Genomic DNA, 23,071 nt, shown 5'->3' with positions numbered 1-23,071 from the left:
TCGGTTCGCTAGCTACGGTTGCCGTACTCGACCCGGTTGAGCACCGATGACGACGGATCGCCCCCGGGCAGTGGCGGCTTCGTGTCCTGCTGGACCATCAAGGTGACGCCGAAGACCGCGGCCGCGCCGAGCAGCAGGCCGACAACCACACTGGCGGCAGCGGGCGCGACGATCCGGTTCATGTACCCGAACCTAGCAGAAGGACGTCGGGCATCGGTCGCCGTACTGGACCACCGTGGACATCACCACCGGCACCGGTTCCGGCTGAGCGGGCGCCCCGTCACCACCCGAGACGGCGAGCGTCACCACCACGCCCCCAGAACCCGGCGGTGAAACGCCCGTGACAGCATGTCCGGATGGCTTTTCCGCGCACCCTGGCCGTCCTTGCCGCCGCGTCGATGCTGGTCGTCGCCTGCCACGGCGGGACCAAGCCGGGGAAGTCGTCGGCCACCAGCAGCTCCGGCTCCCCGAGTTCCAGCTCCACCCCGGCGGCTGCGCCGGGTCCCCGGGTGTGCGCCGACCCGCCCGACGTCCCGGGCAAGATCCCCAACCTGCGCGACAAGCTGGCCCAGCTGCTGATGGTCGGGGTGCGTGACGCCGCCGATGCCAGGGCCGTGGTCACCGACTTCCACGTCGGCGGCATCCTCATCGGCAGTGACACCGACCTGAGCATGCTGCCCGGCCCGCTGGCCGAGATCGCCAACGCCGCCAGTCCGCTGCCGCTTGCGGTCGGGGTCGACGAAGAGGGCGGCCGGGTGTCGCGGCTGCGGACGCTGCTGGACGGCCGCGGCCCGACCGCCAAGGAGATGGCGCAGACGATGACGGCCCAGCAGGTGCACGACCTGGCACTGACCCGGGGCCGCAAGATGAAGGAACTCGGTTTCACCGTCGACTTCGCGCCGGTGGTCGACGTGACCGACGAGCCCGACGACAGCGTGATCGGCGACCGCTCGTTCGGCGCGGATCCGGCGAAGGTAACCGAATACGCCGGCGCCTACGCCCAGGGTCTGCGCGACGCGAAGCTGCTGCCGGTGCTCAAGCACTTTCCCGGGCACGGCCACGGCTCCGGTGACTCGCACACCGGCGGGGTCACCACGCCGCCGCTGTCGGACCTGATCGCCAACGACCTGGTGCCGTACCGCACCCTGCTCAACGCCATCCCGGTGGCGGTGATGGTCGGTCACATGCAGGTGCCCGGGTTGACCGGCAGTGACCCGGCCAGCCTGAGCAAGGCCGCGCTCGACCTGCTGCGCGGCGGCACCGGCTACGGCGGACCGCCGTTCAACGGCCCGGTGTTCAGCGACGACGTGTCCAGCATGGCGGCCATCTCCGACCGGTTCGGGGTGACGGAGGCGGTGCTCAAGACGCTGCAGGCCGGCACCGACATCGCGCTGTGGGTGACCACCAAGGAGGTGCCCGCCGTGCTCGACCGGCTCGAGCAGGCGGTCAACGCCGGCGATCTGCCGGTGCAGCAGGTGGACGCCTCGCTGGTCCGGGTGGCGGCCATGAAGGGCGTTACGGCCCAGTGTGGCCGCTGACGGAAAGTGCTTACCCTTGATGGGAATAGATAGGGGATAGCAATGGCGGGTGGTACCAAGCGGTTACCGCGTGCTGTCCGCGAGCAGCAGATGCTCGATGCCGCTGTACAGATGTTCTCGGTCAACGGCTACCACGAGACGTCGATGGACACGATCGCCGCAGCCGCCGAGATCTCCAAGCCGATGCTCTACCTCTACTACGGCTCCAAGGAAGACCTCTTCGGCGCCTGCCTGAACCGGGAGATGAGCCGCTTCATCGACGCGGTGCGCGCCGATATCGACTTCACGCAGAGTCCAAAAGATCTGCTGCGCAACACTATTGTCGCGTTCCTGCGTTACATCGACGAGAACCGCGCGTCCTGGATCGTCATGTACACCCAGGCCACCAGCTCGCAGGCGTTCGCCCACACCGTGCGAGAGGGCCGCGAGCAGATCATCGAACTGGTGGCTGGGCTGGTGCGGGCCGGTACCCGCAGCCCGCGCTCGGACGCCGAAATCGAAATCATGGCAGTGGCTTTGGTGGGCGCCGGTGAGGCGGTGGCCAGCCGGCTGAGCACCGGTGACATTGACGTCGATGCCGCCGCCGCCATGATGATCGACCTGTTCTGGGCCGGCCTGCGGGGGGCGCCGCCCGATCGCGAAGGGTCCGGCGCCGTCATCGGCTAGGAAACCGAGGACCGGTCGACTGGGAAGTCGAAGTAGGTGTCCGGGTAGGGCTCCGGCTGATAGGTGTAGTGCCACCATTCGTTCGCATAGTTGACGAAGCCCTGTTGCTGCAGAACATCTTTCAGCAGCATCCGATTCTCCAGCTGGTACCCCTGGATCGCCTGGGTGTGCGCGAGCGGATCGAAACAGTCGAAACCCGAGCCCATGTCGATCGAGTCATCGGGGAACCGCGCCGCTGCCGGGGCCGTGCAATCGACGAGCGGCTGGCCCGGAACATACGGCGCGGTCGGCGCGGCGGGCAGCCGTACCACGCTGAGATCGACGGTGCTGCCCCGGCTGTGCCCCGAGCGGGAGTCGATGTATCCGTTGCGGAACAGAACCGCCTTGTCGACGCGCGGGTAGAACTCGGCCTTCATCCGTTGATCGGCGAGATCGCCTGCCCACCTGACGAAGTCGTCGACGGCCCGCTGCGGCCGGTAGCAGTCGTACACTTTGAGCGTGTAGCCGCGTGGGATCAGCTGCTGCTGGGCGCGGTGCAGCCCTTCCGCTGCCACGCGGGTCAGAATGCACAGCGGGGCGCGATAGCCGTCGACCGGATCGCCGGTGAAGTTGTGTGGTGTGTAGTAGCGGATATCCGCCTCGATCGTCGGGTCGACGTCCTGCAGCACCACGAAGGCGGCCGGTTCGGCCCGGGCGACGGGGAGCCTGGCTGTCATTAGCGCGACCAGCAGAACGGCGCCGGCGACCGGCCGGACCCTGGCAAACATGCGTCATCATGGACCGCCGGCAACCGGTGCGCAACCGCTTCGGTGGCCGTATTGTCGGCAGGCGTGCCCCGCAAGCCCGGCCCGGACTATTTCTGTGCCTTCTTCTGTGCGGTCGTCATCGTGGGCCTGCTGGCCGGTCTGGCCGGGTTGACCACCACGGTGGTGCTGCGTTCGGTCGAACACCTCACGTATCACTACACTTTCGGCTCGCTGCTCGACGGGATCACCGGCAGCAGCCCGGTCCGGCGGGCGGTGGGCCCTATGATCGGCGCGGCACTGGCCGGCCTGGGCTGGTGGCTACTGCGGCGCCGAGTGCCGGTGCCGCCGCTGGCGGGCACCATCGCCCGGCACGAACGGGTGCCGCGGCTGACCTGGAGCATCGACGCCCTGCTTCAGGTGGTCCTGGTCGGCTCCGGCGCCTCCCTGGGCCGCGAAGGCGCGCCGCGCCAATTCGCGGCTGTGCTAGGCGATTTCGGCACGTCCTGGCTGAAGAGGCTGTCGCCGGGCGACCGGGAGATCCTGCTGGCCTGCGCCGCCGGCGCCGGGCTCGGCGCGGTGTACGCAGTCCCGCTGGCCGGTGCGCTCTTCACATTGCGGATCCTGCTGAACACCTGGCGGCTGCGCGCTGTCGGCGCCGCGTTGATCACGTCGAGCCTGGCCGTCGCGGTCGGCTCGGCGGTCACCCACGACCAGAACGAACTACATTGGCCCAGTGCGGAATCCGCGTACCTGCTGAGTGCGCACGGGCTGGCCCTGGCGCCGGTCGCCTTCGCGGTGGGCTGGGTGTTCAACAAGATCATCGCCGCAGCGCGCCCGGCGCAACTCATCCGATCCTGGGTGCTGATCCCCGCCCTGGCCGGCGCCGGGTTGCTGACCGGAATCTGTTCGCACTGGTGGCCCGAACTGCCCGGCAACGGCAAGAGCGTGCTCACCGTCAGCCTCGCCTCCGGCATGACACTGGCATCAGCGGCCGTCATCCTGGCGCTCAAACCGGTGCTGACGGCGCTGTTCCTGCGCGCCGGCGGCGCCGGCGGCCTGCTCACCCCGTCGCTGGCCACCGGGGCGGCGGCCGGGACCCTGCTGGTGCTGAGCCTCAATCAGGTGGCGGGAACGCACCTGCACGGGCCGGTGATCTCGCTGGGCGCCGCCGCCGGGGTGCTTGCGGTGACGCAGCGCTCGCCGATCTGGGCGGCGCTGTTCGTCTGGGAGTTGGCGCGGCCGCCGATCTGGATGCTGCTCGTGTTCGCCGTCACCGCGGTCGGAGCGCACGCCCTGGACACGCTCGCGCTGCGCCGGCGTCGCAGGCGGCTGGACGACCGGGCGGGCTAGAGGGGCTGAACCGTCCCCGTCAGGTGCGGGTAGCCCTTGGAGATGTGGCGCAGCGACAACTCCCATCCGTCTTGCCCATCGACTTTGCGCTCGTCGATGTAGAGCCCCGCGGTCGCCGGCAACAGCACCGGCTTGCCGAACCGCACCGAATACCGCACGGCATCCGGGAAGTGGGCTTCGATATTTGCCAAGACCGCTGCGGCACTGAACATTCCGTGAGCGATGACGGTGGGGAAGCCGAACAGCTTGGCGGCCACCGAGTTGGTGTGGATCGGATTGTGGTCGCCGCCGACTGCGGCGTAACGACGGATCTGCGACGGGGTGATGCGCAGCACCGCCGACGGCGGCGGCAGCTTGGGCTGCTTCTGCGGCGGCGGCTTGGGCTCGTCGGACAGGCTGGTGCGCTGCTGGTGCAGGAAGGTGGTCACCTGGTGCCACGCCGGTTCGTTGCCGACGCTGACGTCGGTGACCAGGTCGACCAGCAGACCCTTGCGGTGCTCGCGCAGGTTCTCGGCGTGCACCCGCACGCCGACCGTGTCGGTCACCGAGATCGGCCGGTACTGCGTGATCTGGTTCTCGGTGTGCACCGAACCCATTGCGGAGAACGGGAAGTCGAAGCCGGTCACCAACGACATCACCGACGGGAAGGTGAGCGCGAAGGGATACGTCAGCGGCACGTTGTTGCCGAAGCGCAGCCCGGTGACCGCCGCGTAAGCGGCCACGTTCGCGGCGTCGATCGGCAGTTCCTCGACCGTGACGGTGCGGTTGGGCAGCTGGTCGGACCGGGACACTACCGGCAGCGCCCCGGCCACTGCCCGCAGCATGTTGCGAAGCCCACTGGGTTGGTTCACTGTCAGGCCCCGATCATCGCCTGGCCGCAGACCCGGATCACATTGCCCGTCACGGCGTTCGAGGCCGGGCTCGCGAAATAGGCGATGGTCTCGGCGACGTCGACGGGCTGGCCGCCCTGCAGCATCGAGTTCATTCGGCGGGCCACCTCGCGGGTGGCCAGCGGGATGGCGGCCGTCATCTCGGTCTCGATGAAGCCGGGCGCCACCGCGTTGATGGTGATGCCCTTTTCGGCCAGTTGCGGAGCCAGTGCCTGGGTGATGCCGATCATGCCGGCCTTGGTGGTGCCGTAGTTGGTCTGGCCGCGGTTGCCCGCGATCCCGGCGATCGACGACAACCCGATCACCCGGCCGCCGTCGGCGAGGGTGCCGTTGGCCACCAGTCCTTCGGTGAGCCGCAGCGGCGCAAGCAGATTGACGGCAATCACGGCGTCCCAGCGGGCGTCATCCATGTTGGCCAGCAGTTTGTCGCGGGTGATGCCGGCGTTGTTCACCAGGATGTCGGCCTTGCCGCCGTGGTGGTCGCGCAGGTGCTCGGAGATCTTCTCGACCGCGTCCTCGGCCGTGACGTCCAGCCACAACGGGGTGCCGCCCACCTTGCTCGCGGTCTCCGCCAGCGCCTCGGCGGCCGACTCCACGTCGATCGCGACCACGCGGGCGCCGTCCCGGCCGAACACCTCCGCGATGGTGGCGCCGATGCCGCGCGCGGCCCCGGTGACGATCGCGACCTTGCCGTCCAGCGGCCGGTCCCAGTCGGCCGGCGGCGTCGAGTCGGCCGCGCCGACGTAGAACACCTGGCCGTCGACGTAGGCCGACTTGGCCGAGAGGATGAACCGCATGGTGGATTCCAGGCCGGTGGCGGCCGGTTTGGCGTCCGGCGCCAGGTACACCAGCGCCGAGGTGCCGCCGCGGCGCAGTTCCTTGCCGACCGAGCGGGTGAAGCCCTCCAGTGCGCGTTGAGCGATGCGCTCGTGTGGGCTCTCGATCGCGTCGGGCGTGGTGCCTACCACCACGACCCGCGCCGACGGGCCGAGGTTGCGCACGACGGGAGTGAAGAAGTCGTGCAAGGCCTTGAGGCCGGTCGGCTCGGTGATGCCGGTGGCGTCGAACACCAGGCCGCCGAACGAGTCCGCCCATCGTCCGCCCAGGTTGTTGCCCACCAGGTCGTAGTCGGAGTCCAGCGCCGCCCGCAGCGGCTCGGCAACCCGGCCCGCACCGCCGATCAGCAGCGACCCGGCCAGCGGCGGGTCGCCGGGCCGGTACCGGCGCAGCGTCTCGGGTTGAGGGACTCCAAGTTGCTTGGCCAGGAACGATCCGGGGCCGGAGTTGACCACCTGGGAGAACAGATCGGGCGAGACCTTGGGTGCCACTGAGCTTGCCTTCCGTGTCAGGGGAGGAACTTACTTGAGAGTAAGAACACTGGGTAGTATTGCCTGCGAAACGCTGATACCCCAAAACTAACCCCCCGGACTACCGGCGATCGACGGAGACAACAGTGGCCCCTGCCAGTGACCAGACCAAGCGCCGCGTCGCAGTACTCGGCGGCAACCGCATCCCCTTCGCACGCTCGGACGGCGCCTACGCGGACGCGTCCAACCAGGACATGTTCACCGCGGCCCTGGGCGGACTGGTGGACCGGTTCAACCTGCGGGGCGAGCGCCTGGGCGCGGTGGTCGGTGGCGCGGTGCTCAAGCACAGCCGTGACTTCAATCTCATGCGCGAATGCGTGCTCGGTTCGGAACTGAACCCGCACACTCCGGCCTTCGACATCCAGCAGGCCTGCGGCACCGGTCTGCAGGCGGCCATCGCGGCCGCAGACGGCATTGCGGCGGGCCGCTATGACGTTGCGGCGGCCGGGGGCGTGGACACCACCTCCGACCCGCCGATCGGACTGGGCGACGACCTTCGCCGCACCCTGCTCAAGCTGCGGCGTGCCAAGTCCAACGTGCAGCGGCTGAAGCTGGTGGGCACCCTGCCGGCCAACCTGGGTATCGAGATCCCGGCCAACAGCGAGCCACGCACCGGCAAGTCGATGGGCGAGCACGCCGCAGTCACCGCCAAGGAGATGGGGATCAAGCGCGTCGACCAGGACGAATTGGCCGCGGCCAGCCACCGCAACATGGCCGACGCCTACGACCGCGGGTTCTTCGACGACCTGGTGTCGCCCTTCCTGGGCCTGTACCGCGACGACAACCTGCGGCCCAATTCCAGTCCGGAGAAGCTCGCCACCCTGCGCCCGGTGTTCGGGGTGAAGGCCGGCGACGCGACCATGACCGCCGGCAACTCGACCCCGCTGACCGACGGCGCCTCGGTGGCGTTGCTGGCCACCGAGCAGTGGGCGGCCGACCACAACGTGGCGCCGCTGGCCTTCCTGGTGGACTCCGAGACCGCCGCCGTCGACTACGTCAACGGTTATGACGGACTGTTGATGGCGCCCACCTACGCGGTGCCGCGCCTGCTCGCGCGCAACGGCCTGAGCCTGCAGGATTTCGACTTCTACGAGATCCACGAGGCGTTCGCTTCGGTGGTGCTGGCGCACCTGCAGGCGTGGGAGTCCGAGGAGTACTGCAAGGAGCGGCTGGGGCTCGACGCTGCGCTGGGCTCCATCGACCGGTCCAAACTGAACGTCAACGGGTCGTCACTGGCCGCGGGGCATCCGTTTGCGGCCACCGGCGGGCGCATCCTGGCGCAGACGGCCAAGCAACTGGCGCAGAAGAAGGCCGAAACGGGCGGCCAGGTGCGCGCGCTGATCTCGATCTGCGCGGCGGGCGGACAGGGCGTGGCAGCGATTCTCGAGGCCTGACGGCGTGCTGAAAATCACCGGTCAAATTTTGGATTTATTTGGTTAGGCACGCGCACATATGGGTAACCGCTCGAACGGATAGCCCCGTGTTGTGGTCTGACCCCCCGACCCCGACGGCAACGCGGGGCAATCCCTGGATCGATTGCCGGTCAGCGTGGACGGGCGAACGAGAAGGGCCGCCGCTGGAGTGAGGGGATCCAGCGGCGGTCTTTTTGCGTTCCGGCCGCTCCGTCCCGCACCCCGCTATGTGACCCGGCGCTTGCGCCGAGATTGAACGTGCGCACACCCTTCACGGCGTGTCGTGTGTGTGGTGTCAGTGTCGCGCCGGCGGGCCCAACGGAATTGCCGCCAAACGCAAAAATCCCCCCGCCGCAGCGGGGGGATTTTCGTCGTAGCTACTCAGAAAGCGGCTTCGTCGAGCTCCATGATGTCGTTGTCCAGGGTCTCGATCACCTCGCGGGTGCTGGTCAACAGCGGCAGGAAGTTCTTCGCGAAGAACGACGCGACCGCGATCTTGCCCTCGTAGAAGGACCGCTCGGCACCGTCGGCTCCGGCGTCCAGGGCCTCGATCGCCACGGCGGCCTGACGCTGCAGCAACCAGCCGATGACCAGATCACCGACGCTCATCAGGAACCGCACCGAACCCAAGCCCACCTTGTACAGGCTGGTGACGTCCTCCTGAGCGGCCATCAGGTAGCCGGTCAGCGAGGCAGCCATCGCCTGGACGTCGGTGAGTGCCTTGGCCAGCAGCGCCCGCTCGCTCTTGAGCCGCCCGTTGCCGGACTCGCTGTCGACGAACTTCTGGATCTCGCCCGACACGTGCGCCAGGGCCACGCCCTTGTCGCGCACGATCTTGCGGAAGAAGAAGTCCTGCGCCTGGATGGCGGTGGTGCCTTCGTACAGGGAGTCGATCTTGGCGTCCCGGATGTACTGCTCGACCGGGTAGTCCTGCAGGAAGCCGGACCCACCGAAGGTCTGCAGGCTCTCGGTGAGCTTGGCGTAAGCCTGCTCGGAGCCGACGCCCTTGACGATCGGGAGCAGCAGGTCGTTGATCTTGGCGGCCAGCTCCGGGGTCACCCCGTGCACCGCCTCGGCGACCGCCGCGTCCTGGAACGTGGCGGTGTACAGGTACAGCGCCCGCAGGCCCTCGGCGTATGCCTTCTGGGTCATGAGCGACCGGCGCACGTCGGGGTGGTGCGTGATGGTGACCCGGGGAGCCGTCTTGTCGGTCATCTGGGTCAGGTCGGCACCCTGGACGCGGGATTTGGCGTACTCCAGCGCATTCAGGTATCCGGTGGACAGGGTGGCGATGGCTTTGGTGCCCACCATCATGCGGGCCTGCTCGATCACCTCGAACATCTGCGCAATGCCGTCGTGCACCTCGCCGACCAGCCAGCCGATGGCGGGCTTGTCGTGCTGGCCGAGGGACAGCTCACAGGTGGCCGAAACCTTCAGGCCCATCTTGTGCTCGACGTTGGTGACGTACACGCCGTTGCGCTCGCCCGGCTCGCCCGTCTCGGGGTCGAACAGGAACTTGGGCACGAAGAAGAGCGAAAGTCCCTTGGTGCCCGGGCCGGCACCCTCGGGGCGGGCCAGGACCAGGTGGAAGATGTTCTCGAACAGGTCGCCGGAGTCACCCGAGGTGATGAAGCGCTTCACACCGTCGATGTGCCAGGTGCCGTCCTCCTGCTGGACAGCCTTGGTGCGGCCGGCGCCGACGTCCGAGCCGGCATCCGGCTCGGTCAGCACCATGGTCGAACCCCAGCGCCGCTCGGCGGCCAGCACGGCCCACTTCCGCTGCTCCTCGGTACCGAGGTGGTAGAGGATCTGGGCGAAACCGGCGCCGCCGGCGTACATCCACACTGCCGGGTTGGAGCCGAGGATGTGCTCGTTGATGGCCCACATCAGCGCCTTGGGCATCGGCATGCCGCCCAGCGCCTCGTCGAGGCCCGCCTTGTCCCAGCCGGCGTCGATCACCGCGTTGACGGACTTCTTGAACGACTCCGGCAGGGTCACCGAGAAAGTCTTGGGGTCGAAGGTCGGCGGGTTGCGGTCACCTTCGATGAAAGATTCGGCGACGGGCCCTTCGGCCAACCGGGCCACCTCCGCCAGGATCTCGCGGCCGGTGTCGGCGTCCAGGTCGCTGAATTCACCCTGGCCTAAGGCCTTGTCAACACCCAGCACCTCGAACAGGTTGAATTCCTGGTCACGAACGTTGCTCTTGTAGTGGCTCACTACGGTCCTCCTCGTTGAGAATGCCACCTGTGGTTGGGTACTAGGTCTAAGTTACCCACCAGTAACACCGTTAAAATATCTCGGCTTCGTTGTTCAACGCAAGTCGATGTGAGGAACATTTCACGGTCTAACTAACCAACCGGTTGGGATACGGCTGATCGCAGCCCTGGCATACCTGCTTACCTGCGGCGATGATGGAGCGGATGTCGAATGTGGGGAGCGTCACGGCCCTTCCGATAGTGGATCTGGGGGCCGATTCCGACCGGCTGCGCGCCAGTCTGCGGCGGGCCGCACACGAGGTGGGCTTCTTCTATCTGCTCGGTCACGGGGTTCCCGCCGGGCTGGTGGCCCGGGTGCTCGATGCGGCGCGGCGGCTGTTTGCGCTGCCGCAGGCCGAGAAGGATGCCATCGCGATGGTGCGCAGCCCGCACTTCCGTGGCTACACCCGGCTGGGTGGGGAGTTGACCCGGGGCGAAGTCGACTGGCGCGAGCAGATCGACATCGGCCCGGAGCGTCCGCCCATCGGCGGACCCGGCCGGCCCGACTATCTATGGCTGCAGGGCCCCAACCAGTGGCCGGCCGCCATGCCTGATCTGCCGGGCATCGTCGCGCAGTGGGATGCTGCGTTGTCCGGCGTAGCGCGCACGTTGCTGCGGCACTGGGCGGCCGCCCTCGGCGCCCCGCCGGACGTCTTCGACGAGGCCTTTGCCGACCGGCCCGCAACGCTGATCAAGATCATCCGGTACCCGGCGCACGCCGCATCCCCGCAGGGCGTCGGCGCTCACAAGGACTCCGGGGTGCTCACGCTGCTGCTGGCCGAGCCGGGCAGCCGGGGCCTGCAGGTACGACGGTCTCCGGGGCAGGATCGCTGGGTCGACGTCCCACCGGTGGACGGCGCTTTCGTCGTCAACATCGGTGAGTTGCTCGAGGTGGCCACCGGGGGCTACCTGCGTGCCACCGAACACCGGGTGAATCTGGCCGACGCGGGTGCCGAGCGGATCTCGGTGCCCTACTTCTTCAACCCGGCGCTGCAGGCGCAGTTGCCGGTGCTGTCGTTGCCCGCCGAGCTGGCCGAACGCGCGCGCCCGGCGCCCGACCCGACGGATCCGATCCACTCCGTCTACGGCCGCAATGCCTGGAAGAGCCGGGTGCGCGCACACCCGGATGTGGCTGCCGCACACGGATACGCGCCGGGTAGGGTCGAAAGCGAGAATCCCGTTCTCGGCTCGAGGAGCGAATGAAGTCCGGTGAGTGTGAACAACAAGCTGACGCCGACGTCACTGCGTGAGGCTTTCGGCCACTTCCCGTCCGGGGTCATCGCGATAGCCGCCGAGGTGAACGGCGTACGCGAAGGCCTCGCCGCCAGCACGTTCGTGCCCGTGTCGCTGGAGCCGCCGCTGGTGTCCTTCTGCGTGCAGAACACCTCGACCACCTGGCCCAGGCTCAAGAGCGCGCCGATGCTCGGCATCAGCGTGCTCGGCGAGGCGCACGATGCGGCCGCCCGCACCCTGGCCGCCAAGACCGGCGACCGGTTCGCCGGGCTGGACACCGAATCCCGCGAGTCCGGTGCCGTCTTCATCAAAGGCACCGCGCTGTGGCTGGAAAGTGCGATCGAGCAATTGATCCCGGCCGGCGACCACACCATCGTCGTGCTACGGGTCAGCGAGGTCACCGTGGACGCCGAGGTGGCTCCGATCGTCTTCCATCGCAGCGTTTTTCGGCGCCTCGGCGTCTAGCGCCACCGGGCGCAACCCGTTCTAGGGCCGCTCGCCCAATTCGGCCCGGTAGCCGGCGATGCGCTGTTCGATCTCGATCGCGTCATCGTGGCGACCTTCTTTGTGCGCGAGGTCCGCTCGAACCGTCAGTTCCCGGATCGCGGTGCGAATTTCATTGATGCTTGCAGCTTCTGGCATCGCAACCTGCCTTCCTATCGCGGGCAGTGCTGAACCCCGGTTCGGGGTCAACACCTACGGTTGTACCCCGGGCCGGTGAACGCTAACAGAGCTCAGCGACGGAAAAGTTTATTGCCCAGCCAGACGACGGGGTCGTACTTGCGGTCGGCGACCCGTTCTTTCATCGGAATCAGCGCGTTGTCGGTGATCTTGATGTGCTCGGGGCAAACCTCGGTGCAGCACTTGGTGATGTTGCAGTAGCCCAGCCCGTGCTCTTCCTGAGCCTGCTTCTGCCGGTCCACCGTGTCCAGCGGGTGCATGTCGAGTTCGGCGATCCGCATCAGGAAGCGCGGACCGGCGAATGCCTCTTTGTTCTCCTCGTGGTCACGGATGACGTGACAGACGTTCTGGCACAGGAAGCACTCGATGCACTTGCGGAACTCCTGCGACCGCTGGACATCGACCTGGGCCATCCGGTACTCGCCCGGCTGCAACTCCTTGGGCGGGGTGAATGACGGTATCTCGCGCGCCTTTTCGTAGTTGAACGACACATCGGTCACCAGGTCGCGGATCACCGGGAAGGTGCGGATCGGCGTGACGGTGACGACCTCGTTCTCCTCGAACGTCGACATCCGCGTCATGCACATCAGGCGCGGCTTGCCGTTGATCTCCGCCGAGCAGGACCCGCACTTGCCTGCCTTGCAGTTCCAGCGCACCGCGAGGTCGGGCGTCTGAGTCTGCTGCAGGCGGTGGATGACGTCGAGGACCACCTCACCCTCGTTCACCTCGACGGTGAATTCCTCGAGCCCACCGCCACTTTCGTCGCCGCGCCAGACCCGCATGCTCGCGTTGTACGCCATTACGCTCTCCGTTCCGGGTGCTCGGCCAGCTCTTCCGCGGTGTAGTACTTCTCCAATTCGGAGACCTTGAAGAGCTCGAGCAGGTCTGGCCGCATCGGGATCTGCTCCTGGCGGGTGATGTTGATGTGGTCGCCGGTGGTCTCCACCTCATCCTGCGAGGCCTCCGTGCACACCAACAGCGTGTTTCGCCAGCTGGAATCCATGCTCGGGTGGTCGTCGCGGGTGTGTCCGCCCCGGCTCTCGGTACGCGTGAGCGCCGCCTTGGCCACGCACTCGCTGACCATCAGCATGTTGCGCAGGTCGATCGCCAGGTTCCAGCCCGGGTTGTACTGGCGTCCACCTTCGACGTGGACGTTCTGGTACCGCGTCCACAGCTCCTTGAGCAGCTTCAGGGCGCGGGTGATCTCTTCCTCTTTGCGGATGATGCCGACGAGGTCGTTCATCACGTGCTGCAGATCCATCTGCAGTGCGTAGGGATTCTCCGGAGCCGAGCCGTCGGTCGGGCCGGCGAACGGCTTGAGGGCGAAGTTCGCTGCGGCGTCGATGGCCTGGTCGGAGACCGACGGGCGGCTCTTCAGGGCCCGCACGTAGTCGGCCGCCCCCAGCCCGGCGCGCCGGCCGAAGACCAGCAGGTCGGACAGCGAATTGCCACCCAGCCGGTTGGAGCCGTGCATGCCGCCGGAGCATTCACCCGCGGCGAACAGTCCGGGGACCTTGGCCGCGCCGGTGTCGGCGTCGACCTCGATGCCACCCATCACGTAGTGACAGGTGGGCCCGACCTCCATCGGCTCTTTGGTGATGTCGACCTCGGCCAGTTCCATGAACTGGTGGTACATCGACGGCAGCCGGCGCTTGATCTCCGCCGGGGTCAGCCGGGATGCGATGTCCAGGTAGACCCCGCCGTGCGGCGTGCCGCGGCCGGCTTTGACCTCGGAGTTGATCGCGCGTGCCACCTCGTCGCGGGGCAGCAGGTCGGGGGTACGACGGGCCGAGTCGTTGTCCTTGAGCCACTGGTCGGCCTCTTGCTCGTCTTCGGCGTACTGCCCTTTGAAGACCGGCGGGATGTAGCCGAACATGAACCGGGTTCCCTCGGAATTTTTCAGTACTCCGCCGTCGCCACGGACACCCTCGGTGACCAGGATCCCCTTCACACTCGGCGGCCACACCATGCCCGTCGGATGGAACTGGACGAACTCCATGTTGATCAACGTCGCACCGGCACGCAGCGCCAGCGCGTGCCCGTCGCCGGTGTACTCCCACGAGTTCGAGGTGACCTTGAACGATTTGCCGATGCCGCCGGTCGCCAGCACCACCGCGGGCGCCTCGAACAGGACGAAGTTGCCGCTCTCGCGCCAGTAGCCGAACGCCCCGGCGATCGCGTCACCGTCCTTCAGCAACTCGGTGACCGTGCACTCGGCGAACACCCGGATCCGGGCCTCGTAGTCACCGAACTCGGCGAAGTCCTCCTGCTGCAGCGAGACGATCTTCTGCTGCATGGTGCGGATCAGCTCCAGGCCGGTGCGGTCACCGACGTGGGCCAGCCGCGGGTAGGTGTGCCCGCCGAAGTTGCGCTGGCTGATCCGGCCGTCTGCGGTCCGGTCGAAGAGTGCGCCGTAGGTCTCCAGTTCCCAGACGCGGTCCGGCGCCTCCTTGGCGTGCAGCTCGGCCATCCGCCAGTTGTTGAGGAACTTGCCACCCCGCATGGTGTCGCCGAAGTGGGTCTGCCAGTTGTCTTTCGGGTTGGCGTTGCCCATGGACGCAGCGCAGCCACCCTCGGCCATCACCGTGTGGGCCTTGCCGAACAGGGACTTGGTCACCACCGCGACCTTCAGGCCGCGTTCGCGCGCTTCGATGACCGCGCGTAACCCTGCGCCGCCGGCACCGATTACGACAACGTCGTACGCGTGCCTTTCGACCTCAACCATGAAACCTCGCTCAAATTATGGATTTTCGTTCGCGATTCGACCGACGGGCTGTCAGCGGCCGACTCAATGGCCGATGAATCGCAAGTCGGAGATGGTGCCGCTGGACACCAGCAAGATGTAGAAGTCGGTGAACATCAGGGTGCCGAGCGTGATCCACGCGTACATCTTGTGCCGCTCGTTGATTTTGCTGACCTGAGTCCAGATCCAATACCGCACAGGGTGCTTGGAGAAGTGCTTGAGCCGGCCGCCGGTGACGTGCCGGCAGGAGTGGCAGGACAGCGTGTAGGTCCACAGCATGATGACGTTGCCGAGCAGCACGAGATTGCCCAAGCCGAAACCGAATCCGCCCGGGCCGTCCTCGCTGTGGAAGGCGGCGATGGCGTCCCAGGTGTTGATCACCGAGATGATGCCGGCGATGTAGAAGAAATACCGGTGGGTGTTCTGGATGATCAGCGGGAACTTGGTTTCGCCGGTGTAGTGGACGCGGGGCTCGGCCACCGCGCAGGCGGTGGGCGACTGCCAGACCGTGCGGTAGTAGGCGCCGCGGTAGTAGTAGCAGGTCAACCGGAACAGCAGCAGGAACGGCAGGGTCAGCGCCGCGTACGGCAGCCACCACACATCCGGCAGAATCTGCGGCCAGAATTCACTGGCCTCACCGCAGGCCTTGCTGACGCACGGAGAATAGAACGGCGTCAGGTAGTGGTACTTCGGTACGTAGAAGTAGTCCTGCTGGAAAGCCCGCGCTGTCGCGTAGATGACGAATGCAGCGAAGCCGAGGTTGATCCTCAGCGGCTGCAGCCACCACCTGTCGGTGCGGAGGGTCTTCTGCCCAATCCGGGCGCGGGTAGCTGAAAAGACGCCGGACTCAGAACGGCTCGCCGTTGGTGCGCTCATCTAATGTGTTGTTCCTCTTCGAACGGGCTGTAGCTCGAAGGGTACACAGAATGAACGCCCGCTCCTTAGTCGGGCTTCTCAGTTGGGCCTCGCAGTCGGGGCGACTAATACCTGCTGTGACCTCCGACACCCTCGTCGTCGACATCGCGCCAGAAGTCGGTGTCGTACTGGGTGTCCGGGATGGCGATCTTCTCGCTGGATTGGTAGATCGTGGCCCTCGTCAGGTCCAATTCGGCGACATCGTTGTCGAGTAATTCGATGTCAGTGAGGATTCGTTCGGCGTCGATGACGATGCGCCGTGTCGCGGGATTGTCCCCGTACCGCGACTTCAGCGAGGTTACGCACCGCCGCAGCCCCCGCATCAGGTCGTGCAGTTCGGTGAGTTCAGTGGCAGTGGACAAACGATGCTCCCCGGGCCGAAGGTGTTACGGATCACAGTACGCCAGTCGATACTATCCGCTGTCGGAGCCGGACACCGGACAAGTTGAGTCTCGCTGCCGAGAAAGTGACTTTGTGCCCATGCCGCTGGAATTGGCCGAACAGGCCCGGGTGCTACTGCAGCTACATCAACCGGGGAACCCGGTGGTGCTGCCCACGGTGTGGGACGCGTGGTCGGCGAAGTTGGCCGCAGCGGCCGGATTCGCGGCACTGACGGTGGGCAGCCACCCGCTGGCCGACTCGGTTGGCAAACCCGACAGCGAGGGCATGTCGTTCGACGACGTGCTGGCCCGGGTCGCGCAGATCACCGCGGCGGTCGAATTGCCGGTCTCGGTCGACATCGAGTCCGGCTACGGACTGCCGGCCGCGCGGCTGATCGAGGGCCTGCTGGGCGTTGGTGCCGTCGGGCTGAACATCGAAGACACCGTGCACTCCGAGGGCGGACGCCTGCGGTCCTCGGCCGAGCACGCCGGGTTGGTGGGTGAGTTGCGCTCCGCCGCCGACGCGGCGGGCGTGCACGTCGTGATCAACGCGCGAACGGACGTGTTCCTACGCCAGGAAGGCGACCCCGAGGACCGGGTCGAGCTGGCCGTGGCACGGCTCACCGAGGCCGCCGAAGCCGGTGCCGACGTGCTCTACCCGGTGGCCCGTCATGACCCGGAGACGTTGCGGCGCTTGGCAACTGACTTGCCCCTGCCGGTCAACGCGATCGCGGTGCCAGACCAGGACGACCCGGCTTCGTTCGGCCCGCTCGGTGTGGCCCGGATCAGCTTCGGCCCGTTCTTGCAGTCCGCGCTGTCGGCCCGCGCCAACGAATTGCTCGCCCGCTGGCGCTGATGCCGAGCAGTCACAAAAGCCCCCGACACGCCGGGCGTGCCGGGGTCTTTGTGTCTGGTCGCGCTACTTGGTGATGGCGATGCGCTGCGGCTGCGCCCCGGCGTAGGCGCCGGTGACCCGCACGGTCAGCACTCCGGCGTCGTACGACGCGGAAATGGCGTCGCCGGTGACGTGCGCCGGCAGCTGGAACGACCGGCGGAACGACCCGTAGCGAATCTCCCGCAGCGTGCGGCCGTGCTCTTCTTCGGCGTGTTCGTCACGGTGTTCGCCGTGAATGACCAGGCGGCCCTTGTCCACCTCGACGTTGACGTCCTTCTCGACGTCCACTCCCGGCAGTTCCAACCGCACTACCGCGTCCTCGCCGTCTTTGAGGATTTCGGCCGCGGGGTTAAAGCCGCTGGTCGTAGGCTCGGAAACGGTTCGGGCCCAGTCGGCGGACGCCGGACCGAAAAAGTCCCGCAGCCACCGGTCGGTGTCCCACGCCGGACGCGACCACAAGGCGAGATTGCTCATGGGTGACTCCTTGATCTTCGTTGTGAGTTAGCTGTGTCCGACGCTGTGGTGGTCGGCTACCCGATAAAACATGAGCGAACCACGCTTAAGTTCCACCTGCGCGTTCGCCGGGAGCGAACATCGTCACACAGGCGATTGCCAGCTGTGAGGACGGCGTGATGAATGCGTCACATTTGGCGACATTCCCCGCAACATCGGCTTCGTAGTCTCGTGACATGTCCTCTGCCGGAAGTACTCCCGCGCGCGCTGCTGCCCGGCGTGTAGTCGTGGTCGGCCACGGGATGGTCGGTCACCGGTTCGTCGAGGCGCTGCGCGCCCGCGACAGCAGTGGCTCGTGGCGGATCACCGTGCTGGCCGAAGAGGCGGACGCCGCCTACGACCGCGTCGGCCTGACCTCGTACACCGAAAGCTGGGATCGCACCCTGTTGGCCCTGCCGGGCAATGACTACGCCGGTGACTCGCAGGTGCGACTGCTGCTGAACACCCGCGTCACCGAAATCGACCGCGCCGCAAAGGTAGTGGTCACAGCAGACGGCGGGATCCACCCCTGGGACGTGCTGGTGCTGGCCACCGGGTCCTATGCCTTCGTCCCGCCGGTCACCGGTCACGACCTGCCGTCCTGCCACGTCTACCGCACCCTTGATGACCTGGACGCCATCCGCGCCTGCGCCCAGCGGACGGTCGAGTCCGGCCGGGCCGAGTCCGGGGTGGTCATCGGCGGTGGGCTGCTGGGGCTGGAGGCCGCCAACGCGTTGCGCCAGTTCGGATTACCGACGCACGTCGTCGAGATGATGCCGCGCCTGATGGCCCAGCAGATCGACGAGGCCGGCGGCGCGCTGCTGGCCCGGATGATCGGCGACCTCGGGATCGACATCCACGTCGGTACCGGTACCGAATCCATTGAGCCCGTGACGCATTCGGACGGTGCCGAATCGCTGACGGTGCGGCTCTCGGACGGCCGGGTGATCGACGCCGGACTGGTGATCTTCGCCGCCGGTATCAGGCCGCGGGACGAGTTGGCCCGTGCCGCCGGCCTGGACATCGCCCCCCGGGGCGGCGTCCTCACCGACTCGGCCTGTCGCACCAGCGATCCGGACATCTACGCGATCGGCGAGGTGGCCGCCATCGAAGGCCGCTGCTACGGCCTGGTCGGGCCGGGTTACACCAGCGCCGAAGTGGTGGCCGACCGGTTGGTCGACGGCACCGCGGAATTTCCCGAGGCGGACCTGTCCACCAAGCTCAAGCTGCTCGGCGTCGACGTCGCCAGCTTCGGCGACGCGATGGGCACCACCGAGAACTGCCTCGAGGTCGTCATCAACGACGCCGTGAACCGCACCTACGCCAAGCTGGTGCTCTCCGACGACGCCAAGACGTTGCTCGGCGGCGTACTGGTGGGAGACGCGTCGGCGTACGGCGTGCTGCGTCCCATGGTCGGCAGTGAATTGCCCGGGGACCCATTGGCTCTTATCGCGCCCGCCGGGTCGCCCGGTGCGGCCGGAGCGCTGGGCATTGGCGCACTGCCGGATTCGGCTCAGATCTGCTCCTGCAACAACGTCAGCAAGGGTGACCTGAAGTGCGCCATCGCCGACGGCTGTGCCGACGTTCCGGCGCTCAAAGCGTGCACCGCGGCGGGCACCTCGTGCGGGTCCTGCGTGCCGTTGCTCAAGCAGCTGCTCGAAGCCGAGGGTGTGGAGCAGTCCAAGGCGCTGTGCGAACACTTCTCCCAGTCGCGGGCGGAGCTGTTCCAGATCATCTCCGCCACCGAGATCCGCACCTTCTCCGGTCTGCTGGAGCGCTTCGGCCGCGGAAAAGGTTGCGACATCTGCAAACCCGTCGTCGCCTCCATCCTGGCTTCCACCGGGTCGGACCACATTCTGGAGGGGGAGCAGGCCGCCCTGCAGGACTCCAACGACCACTTCCTGGCCAATATCCAGCGCAACGGCAGCTACTCCGTGGTTCCGCGGGTGCCCGGCGGCGACATCAAGCCCGAGCACCTGATCCTGATCGGTCAGATCGCCCAGGATTTCGGGCTCTACACCAAGATCACCGGCGGCCAGCGGATCGACATGTTCGGCGCCCGGGTGGACCAGTTGCCGGCGATCTGGAAGCGGCTCGTCGACGCTGGGATGGAGTCGGGCCATGCCTACGGCAAGGCGCTGCGGACGGTGAAGAGCTGCGTCGGCAGCGACTGGTGCCGTTACGGGCAACAGGATTCGGTGCAGCTGGCCATCGACCTCGAACTGCGCTACCGCGGACTGCGGGCTCCGCACAAGATCAAGCTCGGCGTCTCCGGTTGCGCACGTGAGTGCGCCGAGGCGCGCGGCAAGGACGTCGGCATCATCGCCACCGAGCAGGGTTGGAACCTCTACGTCGGCGGCAACGGCGGGATGACCCCCAAGCACGCCCAACTGCTGGCCGGCGACCTGGACACCGAGACAATGGTCCGCTACATCGACCGGTTCCTGATGTACTACATCCGCACGGCCGACCGGTTGCAGCGGACCGCGCCGTGGGTGGAATCACTCGGTCTGGACCACATACGTGAAGTGGTGTGCGACGACTCGCTGGGCCTGGCTGCGGAATTCGAGGCGGCCATCGAACGGCACGTCGAGAACTACCAGTGCGAATGGAAGGGCGTCCTGGAGGATCCGGACAAGCTCTCGCGCTTCGTCTCGTTCGTCAACGCCCCCGGTGCCGTCGACCCGACGGTGACGTTCACCGAACGTTCTGGGCGCAAAGTGCCTGTGCCCATTGGTATCCCGCGGATTCGCGGATAGCTCTAGCTAGGGAGGGAATGAATCATGACCATCGTCAACGACATCCAGGCATGGACCACGGCCTGCGCGTACGACCACCTCATTGCGGGACGCGGAGTCGGGGTGCTGCTCGATGACGGCGCGCAGGCCGCGCTGTTCCGCCTCGACGACGGAACGCTGCACGCAATCGGCAACATCGACCCGTTCTCGGGCGCGGCGGTGCTGTCCCGCGGCATCGTCGGCGATCGCGCCGGCCGTGCCGTGGTCCAATCGCCGATCCTCAAGCAGGCTTTCGCGCTCGACGACGGTACCTGCCTGGACGACGAGCGGGTGTCGGTGCCGGTCTACCCGGTGCGGGTTACCGCTGACGGCCGTATCCAGGTCGGCCGGTTCGCCGTGCGGATGGCCGCTTAGTCGATCTTTCCGACGAGGTAGCGCTGCATCGTCGGGCCGATCGCGTCCACCAGCTGTTCCACCGTCATCGAGTGCAACGGCTCGGAGCGCACGCCGTAGCGCATGATTCCCAGCCCGACCAGTTGCGAGGCGCACAACGAGGCCCGCACCGCGATCTTGTCGGCGCCCAGCATCTTGAGCAACGGGTTGAACACCGGACCGATCAGCATCGACTGCACGACCTCGGCGGTCTTCGACAGACCGGTGGATGCGATCGCACTCGCGGCAAAAGGCCCGCCACCGGCGGCATCCCACGTGGTGATCAGCATGTAAAGCGTGCGGCGTCCTACCTGGTTGACGCTGCCGGTGAAAATGCGGTCGATGAACTCTGGCGTCCGAAACGGCAAACGGAGCATCTTCGCCACATCGTCGAGGAGTCCTCGCGAGGGCTCTTCGTTACGGACCATGTTGCCAGGATTACCCACGATGCCCGCAAACATCAAGTGTCGTTGCTCACGCCGTCCGCTGGTACAGCGCCCCGCCGGACCGGACGGCGGCGTGACGGAACCGCCCGGCCACCAGGCCGGCAAGTTCTGGATGGGTGCCCAGCGGCCGCGTGACAAGGTCGGCGCCGCAGTCGTCCAGGCGCTCCTGAAACAGACCGTCGGCCAGCAGATAGGACGCCACCACGACGCGACGCGCGCCCCGGCGGCGCGCGTCGGTGACGGCGTCGCGGATGTGAGGACTGCCGGTGGCGGCGAAACCCAGTGCCACCGGCGAGCCGGTCATGGTCGACAGCAACGCTGCCGCTTGGTCCAGGTCGGCGCGGGCGCGCCGGTCTGACGTGCCGGCCGCGGCCAGGATCACCGAATCACTGTGAGCCCAACCACTTTCCACCAGGTTCTGATAGATGAGGCGGGTGATATCCCGGCTCGGCCCGAGCGCGGGGGTGACGAGGACGTCCGGGTGGCCGCTGGCCTCGATGTGTGCGGGCAGATCGGCACGGACGTGATAGCCGCGGGACAGGAACGCCGGCAGCACGATTGCTGGTCCCCCGGGCAGATTCGACAGGACCTCGCTGGGGGTCGGTCCCACTACGTCGACGAACGCCACCATGATGCTGCGGTCGAGGATTTCACCCACCCGAGCAGCGAGGTCACCGATCATGGCGACACCGGCCTGCCGGCGGGTGCCGTGGGCGGTCAGGATCAGGCTCATGCGGCGTCATGCTCTCCATCGAGGGCCAGCCGGTATCCCCGCTTGACCACGGTAGCGACGATGTTCCTGTCGCCCAACGCCGTTCGCAACCGAAGCACGGCGGTGTCCACCGCGTGTGTGTCGCCGCCGTTGCCGGGCAACACCCGGAGCAGTTCGGCGCGCCCCACCACATCTCCGGGCCGGTGGGCCAGTGCCCGCAGTATCGCCATGCCCGAACCCGACACCGTCTTGACCGATCCGTCGACCAGCACGCAGGTTCCCCTGATGTCCACCAGGTGGCCGGCGGCGTGCACGCTGCACGAGCCGAGTAGCGGCAATTCCTCGGCGATATGGCGAGCTAAGGCTCCCAGCCGCATTCGTTCCGGCGACGATGTCGGCACACCTTGCCTGATCAACGGCCGGGATGTCACCGGGCCGACGCACATCGCATGCACACTGCTGCGGAATGCGGCCAGTACCTGGTCTTCGATACCCAGATCGCGGCTGCGTTCCAGCACCGCAACCGCGGCGGGGGCCGACGTGAAGCTGACGGCGTCGAACTGACGCCGGGCGATGCCGGTGACAAGCTGATCGAACTCTCCGTCCAACGGCACTGGCTTCCAACGGTATACCCGGATCGGCACCACCTCGGCGCCCGCTGCGCGCAGCCCGCCGAGGAACTCCGGGAACGGGTCCCACCCGTCGGCCGCGCCGTGCAGCTGGACGGCGATACGCTTGCCGGCGACTCCCGTCTTGAGCAGATATTCCAAGACCTCGTGCGACGATTCGGATTCCGGGGACCATTCCTCACGGAGTCCGGCGGCACGCAACGCACCGGTTGCTTTGGGGCCGCGTGAGATAACCCGCGCCGACGCCAGGGCATCCATCAGTTCGGTCGCCAGACCCCACCCCTCGGCGGCCGCCACCCAACCGCGAAATCCGATGCCGGTGTGGGCCACCAGAATGTCGGGCGGAGTAGTGATCAAAGCTGCGGTGTTGCTGTGCAATTCGTCGTCGTCGGGCAGCGCGATCATGCTGATTGCGGGTGCGGCGAAGACCTCCGCCCCATGGCGGTTGAGCAGTGCGCACAGCTCTTCGGCGCGGCGTGCTGAGGTGACTGCGATCCGGTAGCCGGTGAGTGGCGCAGAAGGTGACTGGGCCATATGTCCTTTGTATGCCA

Annotated in this window: 23 protein-coding genes; 9 read left to right on the top strand and 14 right to left on the bottom strand. The window is 67.1% G+C overall.

The genetic code is table 11. From position 1 onward, the window contains the following. Positions 1-8: 8 nt before the first annotated feature. On the bottom strand, positions 9-182 hold the full coding sequence (locus QXH22_RS11115; protein ID WP_306243089.1) for a DUF2613 domain-containing protein: 174 nt from the start codon (positions 180-182) through the stop codon (positions 9-11). Between the two features lie 174 nt (positions 183-356). On the opposite strand from QXH22_RS11115, the gene QXH22_RS11110 reads away from it, so the two are divergent. Beyond that, entirely contained in the window at positions 357-1,538 is a 1,182-nt protein-coding gene (locus QXH22_RS11110) for a glycoside hydrolase family 3 N-terminal domain-containing protein (protein ID WP_306243088.1), read from the top strand. A gap of 42 nt (positions 1,539-1,580) precedes the next feature. After that, a complete protein-coding gene (locus QXH22_RS11105) occupies positions 1,581-2,204 on the top strand; it encodes a TetR/AcrR family transcriptional regulator (protein WP_306243087.1) in 624 nt (207 codons plus the stop codon). Here QXH22_RS11105 and QXH22_RS11100 read toward each other — a convergent pair. After that, entirely contained in the window at positions 2,201-2,920 is a 720-nt protein-coding gene (locus QXH22_RS11100; RefSeq protein ID WP_306275577.1) for a M15 family metallopeptidase, read from the bottom strand. The genes QXH22_RS11105 and QXH22_RS11100 overlap by 4 nt on opposite strands. A 114-nt stretch (positions 2,921-3,034) precedes the next feature. Between QXH22_RS11100 and QXH22_RS11095 the strand changes: the two genes are divergently transcribed. Next, the gene (locus QXH22_RS11095) at positions 3,035-4,300 is read left to right on the top strand and encodes a chloride channel protein (protein ID WP_306275576.1); all 1,266 of its coding nucleotides are present in this window, start codon (positions 3,035-3,037) and stop codon (positions 4,298-4,300) included. On the opposite strand, the gene QXH22_RS11090 is transcribed toward QXH22_RS11095, so the two are convergent. Both QXH22_RS11090 and QXH22_RS11085 read right to left on the bottom strand, forming a co-directional pair. Continuing rightward, the gene (locus tag QXH22_RS11090; protein WP_306243081.1) at positions 4,297-5,151 is read right to left on the bottom strand and encodes a MaoC/PaaZ C-terminal domain-containing protein; all 855 of its coding nucleotides are present in this window, start codon (positions 5,149-5,151) and stop codon (positions 4,297-4,299) included. The two genes, QXH22_RS11095 and QXH22_RS11090, sit on opposite strands and share 4 nt — an antisense overlap. A gap of 2 nt (positions 5,152-5,153) precedes the next feature. Next, the gene (locus tag QXH22_RS11085; protein WP_306243080.1) at positions 5,154-6,518 is read right to left on the bottom strand and encodes a 3-oxoacyl-ACP reductase; all 1,365 of its coding nucleotides are present in this window, start codon (positions 6,516-6,518) and stop codon (positions 5,154-5,156) included. 125 nt (positions 6,519-6,643) lie between these two features. Here QXH22_RS11085 and QXH22_RS11080 point away from each other — a divergent pair, with 125 nt between their 5' ends. After that, entirely contained in the window at positions 6,644-7,951 is a 1,308-nt protein-coding gene (locus QXH22_RS11080; RefSeq protein ID WP_306243078.1) for an acetyl-CoA C-acetyltransferase, read from the top strand. A gap of 399 nt (positions 7,952-8,350) precedes the next feature. Here QXH22_RS11080 and QXH22_RS11075 read toward each other — a convergent pair whose 3' ends face one another. After that, entirely contained in the window at positions 8,351-10,186 is a 1,836-nt protein-coding gene (locus tag QXH22_RS11075; protein ID WP_306243076.1) for an acyl-CoA dehydrogenase, read from the bottom strand. Positions 10,187-10,389: 203 nt separating this feature from the next. On the opposite strand from QXH22_RS11075, the gene QXH22_RS11070 reads away from it, so the two are divergent. Together QXH22_RS11070 and QXH22_RS11065 are read left to right on the top strand one after the other, a co-directional pair. After that, positions 10,390-11,427, top strand: a complete 1,038-nt coding sequence (locus tag QXH22_RS11070) for an isopenicillin N synthase family oxygenase (protein ID WP_306243074.1) — start codon at positions 10,390-10,392, stop codon at positions 11,425-11,427. 6 nt (positions 11,428-11,433) lie between these two features. Further along, entirely contained in the window at positions 11,434-11,922 is a 489-nt protein-coding gene (locus QXH22_RS11065) for a flavin reductase family protein (protein ID WP_306243071.1), read from the top strand. Between the two features lie 21 nt (positions 11,923-11,943). Here QXH22_RS11065 and QXH22_RS11060 read toward each other — a convergent pair whose 3' ends face one another. From QXH22_RS11060 to QXH22_RS11040, 5 genes are all read right to left on the bottom strand, one after another. Then, positions 11,944-12,099, bottom strand: coding sequence for a hypothetical protein (locus QXH22_RS11060; RefSeq protein ID WP_306243069.1), 156 nt, complete (start codon positions 12,097-12,099; stop codon positions 11,944-11,946). A 92-nt stretch (positions 12,100-12,191) separates the two neighbouring features. Continuing rightward, positions 12,192-12,938, bottom strand: coding sequence for a succinate dehydrogenase/fumarate reductase iron-sulfur subunit (locus QXH22_RS11055; protein ID WP_306243068.1), 747 nt, complete (start codon positions 12,936-12,938; stop codon positions 12,192-12,194). After that, entirely contained in the window at positions 12,938-14,863 is a 1,926-nt protein-coding gene (locus QXH22_RS11050) for a fumarate reductase/succinate dehydrogenase flavoprotein subunit (protein WP_306243066.1), read from the bottom strand. The genes QXH22_RS11055 and QXH22_RS11050 overlap by 1 nt, the downstream gene beginning before the upstream one ends. Before the next feature lie 63 nt (positions 14,864-14,926). Beyond that, the gene (locus tag QXH22_RS11045) at positions 14,927-15,757 is read right to left on the bottom strand and encodes a hypothetical protein (RefSeq protein WP_306243064.1); all 831 of its coding nucleotides are present in this window, start codon (positions 15,755-15,757) and stop codon (positions 14,927-14,929) included. 104 nt (positions 15,758-15,861) lie between these two features. Beyond that, positions 15,862-16,158: a hypothetical protein gene (locus tag QXH22_RS11040; RefSeq protein WP_306243062.1), complete on the bottom strand. Its 297-nt coding sequence runs from the start codon at positions 16,156-16,158 to the stop codon at positions 15,862-15,864. 118 nt (positions 16,159-16,276) lie between these two features. Here QXH22_RS11040 and QXH22_RS11035 point away from each other — a divergent pair, with 118 nt between their 5' ends. Further along, a complete protein-coding gene (locus QXH22_RS11035; RefSeq protein WP_306243060.1) occupies positions 16,277-17,032 on the top strand; it encodes an isocitrate lyase/phosphoenolpyruvate mutase family protein in 756 nt (251 codons plus the stop codon). A 63-nt stretch (positions 17,033-17,095) separates the two neighbouring features. Here the strand turns inward: QXH22_RS11035 and QXH22_RS11030 are convergent, their stop codons facing one another. After that, the gene (locus QXH22_RS11030; protein ID WP_306243058.1) at positions 17,096-17,545 is read right to left on the bottom strand and encodes an Hsp20/alpha crystallin family protein; all 450 of its coding nucleotides are present in this window, start codon (positions 17,543-17,545) and stop codon (positions 17,096-17,098) included. 215 nt (positions 17,546-17,760) lie between these two features. Here QXH22_RS11030 and nirB point away from each other — a divergent pair, with 215 nt between their 5' ends. Both nirB and nirD read left to right on the top strand, forming a co-directional pair. Then, positions 17,761-20,322, top strand: a complete 2,562-nt coding sequence (nirB, locus tag QXH22_RS11025) for a nitrite reductase large subunit NirB (protein WP_306243056.1) — start codon at positions 17,761-17,763, stop codon at positions 20,320-20,322. Between the two features lie 24 nt (positions 20,323-20,346). Continuing rightward, positions 20,347-20,715, top strand: coding sequence for a nitrite reductase small subunit NirD (gene nirD / locus QXH22_RS11020; protein ID WP_306243054.1), 369 nt, complete (start codon positions 20,347-20,349; stop codon positions 20,713-20,715). Here nirD and QXH22_RS11015 read toward each other — a convergent pair. Genes QXH22_RS11015 through QXH22_RS11005 form a run of 3 tightly spaced genes read right to left on the bottom strand, consistent with a single transcriptional unit; the run spans position 20,712 to position 23,054 of the window. Beyond that, positions 20,712-21,161: a hypothetical protein gene (locus tag QXH22_RS11015; protein WP_306243052.1), complete on the bottom strand. Its 450-nt coding sequence runs from the start codon at positions 21,159-21,161 to the stop codon at positions 20,712-20,714. The two genes, nirD and QXH22_RS11015, sit on opposite strands and share 4 nt — an antisense overlap. 46 nt (positions 21,162-21,207) lie before the next feature. Continuing rightward, entirely contained in the window at positions 21,208-21,912 is a 705-nt protein-coding gene (locus tag QXH22_RS11010; protein ID WP_306275575.1) for a sirohydrochlorin chelatase, read from the bottom strand. After that, positions 21,909-23,054, bottom strand: a complete 1,146-nt coding sequence (locus tag QXH22_RS11005; RefSeq protein ID WP_306243049.1) for a uroporphyrinogen-III synthase — start codon at positions 23,052-23,054, stop codon at positions 21,909-21,911. The genes QXH22_RS11010 and QXH22_RS11005 overlap by 4 nt, the downstream gene beginning before the upstream one ends. Positions 23,055-23,071 lie beyond the last annotated feature (17 nt).

Source organism: Mycobacterium sp. TY814, assembly GCF_030755175.1.
GTDB lineage: Bacteria > Actinomycetota > Actinomycetes > Mycobacteriales > Mycobacteriaceae > Mycobacterium.
This window is presented reverse-complemented; position numbering and strand designations above follow the sequence as displayed.